This window comes from Streptomyces sp. NPDC014894 (assembly GCF_043080985.1).
In the GTDB taxonomy this organism is placed as follows: domain Bacteria; phylum Actinomycetota; class Actinomycetes; order Streptomycetales; family Streptomycetaceae; genus Streptomyces.
Genome location: NZ_JBIBWD010000001.1, coordinates 526,534 through 532,533 on the forward strand (window position 1 = coordinate 526,534; position 6,000 = coordinate 532,533).

The following is a 6,000-nucleotide window of genomic DNA, read 5'->3' on the forward strand; positions in this document are numbered from 1 at the left end:
AGACGCGCGGAACACCGAATCGGTGCCCGATTTCGGCGAATCGGACGGCGGGGTGGCCCGGAGGGCGCCCGAGCGGGGTGGACTAGAGTGGTCGCCGCCCAGCTCACCCCCTGGAAGGACCCTCCTGGTGACCGACACCCCCGACGAGACCGCGACGCCCAGTTTCCGCGGTGACGTCACCGTGGAGCTGGTGAAGCACACCGCCTCCGACACCGATGTGCTGTGGGCGGCCCGGGTCTCCACGGCCGGTGAGCAGTCCCTCGAGGAGCTGCGGAAGGATCCGGAGCGCTCCAAGGGGCTGATCAACTTCCTGATGCGGGACCGCCACGGCAGCCCCTTCGAGCACAACTCGATGACGTTCTTCATCAGCGCGCCGATCTTCGTCTTCCGTGAGTTCATGCGGCACCGGGTCGGCTGGTCGTACAACGAGGAGTCGGGCCGCTACCGGGAGCTCCAGCCGGTCTTCTACGTCCCGTCCCAGGACCGCAAGCTGGTCCAGGAGGGCCGCCCCGGGAAGTACGTCTTCGTCGACGGCAGCCCGGAGCAGCACAAGGTCGTCAGCGACGCCATGGAGGACTCCTACCGGCGCGCCTATGAGACCTACCAGGAGATGCTGGCGGCCGGCATCGCCCGCGAGGTCGCCCGCGCGGTCCTGCCGGTGGGGCTCTTCTCGTCGATGTACGCGACGTGCAACGCCCGCTCGCTCATGCACTTCCTCGGTCTGCGCACCCAGCACGAGCAGGCGAAGGTCCCGTCCTTCCCGCAGCGGGAGATCGAGATGGTCGGCGAGAAGATGGAGGAGGAGTGGGCGCGGCTCATGCCCCTCACCCACGCCGCCTTCAACACCAACGGCCGCGTCGCCCCCTGACACCGCCGCACACCCCGTCTGACCTGTGCCGCTTCCCTCCGGGACGCGGTACGACGGCACTGATGTACGACGTCCCCCGGCGAAGTGTCCGCATTGCGGTGTTTCGTGAAGTTCATCTAGGCTGATCAAACGGACCCGGCACTGCTTGACCCCCCGAGCAGGCAGTGCCGGGCTCCTTCAGCCCCGACGTACGTCACGCCCTCCAGGGGACACAGCGTGCTGAGCAACGAGTAGCGTGTTACCCATGGCTCCGATCTCCACTCCGCAGACCCCTTTCGGGCGGGTCCTCACCGCCATGGTCACGCCCTTCACGGCGGCCGGCGCACTCGACATCGACGGCGCGCAGCGCCTCGCGACCCATCTGGTGGACGCGGGCAACGACGGCCTGATCATCAACGGCACCACCGGCGAGTCGCCGACCACCAGCGACGCGGAGAAAGACCAGCTCGTACGGGCTGTACTGGAGGCGGTAGGGGACCGGGCCCACATCGTCGCCGGAGTCGGCACCAACGACACCCGCCACAGCGTCGAACTCGCGCACGCCGCCGAGAGCGCCGGCGTGCACGGCCTGCTCGCGGTCACGCCGTACTACAACAAGCCCCCTCAGGAGGGCCTGCGCCGTCACTTCTCGGCCATCGCCGACGCCACCGAGCTGCCCGTGATGCTCTACGACATCCCCGGCCGCAGCGGCGTCCCGATCGACACCGAGACCCTCGTGCGGCTCGCCGAGCACCCCCGGATCGTCGCCAACAAGGACGCCAAGGGCGACCTCGGCCGGGCGAGCTGGGCCATCGCCCGCAGCGGCCTCGCCTGGTACTCGGGCGACGACATGCTCAACCTCCCGCTGCTCTCCGTCGGCGCCGTCGGCTTCGTCTCCGTCGTCGGCCATGTCGTCACCCCCGAGCTGCGGGCCCTCCTCGACGCGCATCTGAACGGCGACGTCCAGAAGGCCACCGAGATCCACCAGCGGCTGCTGCCCGTCTTCACCGGCATGTTCCGCACCCAGGGAGTCATCACCACCAAGGCCGCCCTGGCCCTGCAGGGCCTGCCCGCGGGCCCCCTCCGGCTCCCCCTCGTGGAGCTTTCCCCCGAGGAAACCGCCCAGCTGAAGATCGACCTCGCCGCAGGCGGGGTACAGCTGTGACCACAGACTTCACAACTGAATACAAGAACAACTGAGGAAAACACGACATCCGGCCGTTCCGCGGCCGACGCACTGACATTCAGCAAGTGCACGACAGTCACGTACGCCACGTGCCTTCGCGGTACGTGGCGTACGTGGTGAGGAGAGTCTTTTGAGTCATCCGCATCCAGAACTCGGCGCCCCGCCGAAGCTCGCCAAGGGCGGCCTCCGGGTCACCCCGCTCGGCGGCCTCGGTGAGATCGGCCGAAACATGACGGTCTTCGAATACGGGGGCCGACTGCTCATCGTCGACTGCGGCGTCCTCTTCCCCGAGGACGAGCAGCCCGGCGTCGACCTGATCCTGCCGGACTTCACCACCCTCCGGGACCGTCTCGACGACATCGAGGGCATCGTCCTCACCCACGGCCACGAGGACCACATCGGCGGTGTCCCCTATCTGCTCCGGCTGAAGCAGGACATCCCGCTGATCGGCTCCAAGCTGACCCTGGCGCTCATCGAGGCGAAGCTCCAGGAGCACCGGATCCGTCCGTACACCCTTGAGGTGACGGAGGGGAACCGCGAGCGCATCGGCCCCTTCGACTGCGAGTTCATCGCGGTCAACCACTCCATCCCGGACGCGCTGGCCGTCGCCATCCGCACCCCCGCGGGCATGGTCGTCCACACCGGCGACTTCAAGATGGACCAGCTCCCGCTGGACGGCAGGCTCACCGACCTGCACGCCTTCGCCCGGCTCAGCGAGGAGGGCATCGACCTCCTGCTGTCCGACTCGACCAATGCCGAGGTCCCGGGATTCGTCCCGCCCGAGCGCGACATCTCCAATGTGCTGCGCCAGGTCTTCGGCAGCGCCCAGAAGCGCATCATCGTGGCCAGCTTCGCCAGCCATGTGCACCGCATCCAGCAGATCCTGGACGCCGCCCACGAGTACGGCCGGCGCGTCGCCTTCGTGGGCCGCTCGATGGTCCGGAACATGGGCATCGCCCGCGACCTGGGCTATCTGCGCGTTCCGGCCGGTCTGGTGGTGGACGTCAGAAGCCTCGACGACCTCCCGGACCACGAGGTCGTCCTGGTCTGCACCGGCTCCCAGGGCGAGCCGATGGCGGCGCTGTCCCGGATGGCCAACCGCGATCACCAGATCCGCATCGTCCAGGGCGACACCGTCATCCTGGCCTCCTCCCTGATCCCGGGGAACGAGAACGCGGTGTACCGCGTGATCAACGGTCTGACCCGCTGGGGCGCGAACGTCGTCCACAAGGGCAACGCCAAGGTCCATGTCTCGGGCCACGCCTCGGCCGGCGAGCTGCTGTACTTCTACAACATCTGCAAGCCGAAGAACCTGATGCCGGTCCACGGCGAATGGCGCCATCTGCGGGCCAACGCGGAGCTGGGCGCGCTGACGGGCGTCCCGAAGGACCACATCGTCATCGCCGAGGACGGCGTCGTGGTCGACCTGATCGACGGCAAGGCCAGGATCGTCGGCAAGGTCCAGGCCGGATATGTGTACGTCGACGGCCTCTCGGTCGGCGATGTCACCGAGTCCTCCCTCAAGGACCGCCGCATCCTCGGCGACGAGGGCATCATCTCGGTCTTCGTGGTGGTCGACTCGACCACCGGCAAGGTCGTCGGCGGTCCGCACATCCAGGCCCGCGGCTCCGGCATCGACGACTCCGCCTTCGACGGGGTCCTCCCGAGGGTCGAGGAAGCCATCGCCAAGGCGGGCTCGGACGGGGTCGCCGAGCCCCACCAGCTCCAGCAGCTCGTCCGCCGCACGGTGGGCAAGTGGGTCTCCGACACCTACCGTCGCCGGCCCATGATCCTGCCGGTCGTGGTCGAGGTCTGACGGCCTGACGTCGCACTTCCCGGAGCGGGGCGCCTCGATTTGCATCGGGGAGCCCCGCTCCAGTAGGTTTACGGCTCCGCCCACGGGGAACCCGGCACATTCGTGCGCCTGGTGAACCGAAAGCGGCGGAAAATTCCGACTCAGAACTTCTGATAAAGTCGGAGCAGCCGAAAGGCAAAAGGCCGGTCCAACTGGCCGCTGGATCTGAATCCAAGTCCGGAAACGGAATGGGAAAAGGATCTGGTAGAGTTGGAAACGCAAGACCGAAGGGAAAGCCCGGAGGACCTGGTGAAAAGGGTCTGAAGGAAGCGTCCGTTCCTTGAGAACTCAACAGCGTGCCAAAAGTCAACGCCAGATACGTTGATACCCCGTCCCCTTCTGGGGATGAGGTTCCTTTGAAAAGTCCTTCCCCGAGGATTCTTGGGGGAGGCGCACATATAGCGAGGACGCTGTGAATCGTCGGATTATTCCTCTGACGGTTCCGCTCTCGTGATGTGTTGCCAGGATATCCTGGAAGCATTCACGGAGAGTTTGATCCTGGCTCAGGACGAACGCTGGCGGCGTGCTTAACACATGCAAGTCGAACGATGAACCCGCTTCGGTGGGGGATTAGTGGCGAACGGGTGAGTAACACGTGGGCAATCTGCCCTGCACTCTGGGACAAGCCCTGGAAACGGGGTCTAATACCGGATGATACCCGGGGGCGCATGCCCCTGGGTTGAAAGCTCCGGCGGTGCAGGATGAGCCCGCGGCCTATCAGCTTGTTGGTGGGGTGATGGCCTACCAAGGCGACGACGGGTAGCCGGCCTGAGAGGGCGACCGGCCACACTGGGACTGAGACACGGCCCAGACTCCTACGGGAGGCAGCAGTGGGGAATATTGCACAATGGGCGAAAGCCTGATGCAGCGACGCCGCGTGAGGGATGACGGCCTTCGGGTTGTAAACCTCTTTCAGCAGGGAAGAAGCGAAAGTGACGGTACCTGCAGAAGAAGCGCCGGCTAACTACGTGCCAGCAGCCGCGGTAATACGTAGGGCGCAAGCGTTGTCCGGAATTATTGGGCGTAAAGAGCTCGTAGGCGGCTTGTCACGTCGGTTGTGAAAGCCCGGGGCTTAACCCCGGGTCTGCAGTCGATACGGGCAGGCTAGAGTGTGGTAGGGGAGATCGGAATTCCTGGTGTAGCGGTGAAATGCGCAGATATCAGGAGGAACACCGGTGGCGAAGGCGGATCTCTGGGCCATTACTGACGCTGAGGAGCGAAAGCGTGGGGAGCGAACAGGATTAGATACCCTGGTAGTCCACGCCGTAAACGTTGGGAACTAGGTGTTGGCGACATTCCACGTCGTCGGTGCCGCAGCTAACGCATTAAGTTCCCCGCCTGGGGAGTACGGCCGCAAGGCTAAAACTCAAAGGAATTGACGGGGGCCCGCACAAGCAGCGGAGCATGTGGCTTAATTCGACGCAACGCGAAGAACCTTACCAAGGCTTGACATACACCGGAAACGGCCAGAGATGGTCGCCCCCTTGTGGTCGGTGTACAGGTGGTGCATGGCTGTCGTCAGCTCGTGTCGTGAGATGTTGGGTTAAGTCCCGCAACGAGCGCAACCCTTGTTCTGTGTTGCCAGCACGCCCTTCGGGGTGGTGGGGACTCACAGGAGACTGCCGGGGTCAACTCGGAGGAAGGTGGGGACGACGTCAAGTCATCATGCCCCTTATGTCTTGGGCTGCACACGTGCTACAATGGCCGGTACAAAGAGCTGCGATGCCGTGAGGCGGAGCGAATCTCAAAAAGCCGGTCTCAGTTCGGATTGGGGTCTGCAACTCGACCCCATGAAGTCGGAGTTGCTAGTAATCGCAGATCAGCATTGCTGCGGTGAATACGTTCCCGGGCCTTGTACACACCGCCCGTCACGTCACGAAAGTCGGTAACACCCGAAGCCGGTGGCCCAACCCCTTGTGGGAGGGAGCTGTCGAAGGTGGGACTGGCGATTGGGACGAAGTCGTAACAAGGTAGCCGTACCGGAAGGTGCGGCTGGATCACCTCCTTTCTAAGGAGCACTTCTTACCAGGCCTTCGGGTTTGGTCAAGGGGCCAGTTCATCGGCGAATGTCCGGTGCTGGTTGCTCATGGGTGGAACGTTGACTATTCGGTT

General features: G+C 64.8%; 3 protein-coding genes and 2 rRNA genes (1 of these 5 only partly in view). All 5 read left to right on the forward strand.

Annotated elements, in window-relative coordinates; genetic code table 11:
- The first annotated feature begins 127 nt into the window (after nucleotides 1–127).
- Nucleotides 128–868 carry an FAD-dependent thymidylate synthase gene (gene thyX / locus ACF089_RS02240; protein ID WP_392020618.1) on the forward strand — a complete coding sequence of 247 codons (741 nt, stop codon included), beginning with the start codon at nucleotides 128–130 and terminating at the stop codon, nucleotides 866–868.
- A gap of 244 nt (nucleotides 869–1,112) precedes the next feature.
- Nucleotides 1,113–2,012: a 4-hydroxy-tetrahydrodipicolinate synthase gene (gene dapA, locus ACF089_RS02245; RefSeq protein WP_392020620.1), complete on the forward strand. Its 900-nt coding sequence runs from the start codon at nucleotides 1,113–1,115 to the stop codon at nucleotides 2,010–2,012.
- A 151-nt stretch (nucleotides 2,013–2,163) separates the two neighbouring features.
- A complete protein-coding gene (locus tag ACF089_RS02250; protein ID WP_392020622.1) occupies nucleotides 2,164–3,849 on the forward strand; it encodes a ribonuclease J in 1,686 nt (561 codons plus the stop codon).
- A 519-nt stretch (nucleotides 3,850–4,368) separates the two neighbouring features.
- A 16S ribosomal RNA gene (locus ACF089_RS02255) occupies nucleotides 4,369–5,896 on the forward strand.
- Nucleotides 5,897–5,929: 33 nt separating this feature from the next.
- Nucleotides 5,930–6,000, forward strand: a 23S ribosomal RNA gene (locus ACF089_RS02260); it runs 3,069 nt beyond the window's last position.
- Together the 16S and 23S rRNA genes form the textbook arrangement of a ribosomal RNA operon.

Excerpts from the sequence above, each read along its gene's own strand:
- dapA (WP_392020620.1), top strand. The coding sequence starts at position 1,113 with ATGGCTCCGATCTCCACTCCGCAGACCCCTTTCGGGCGGGTCCTCACC.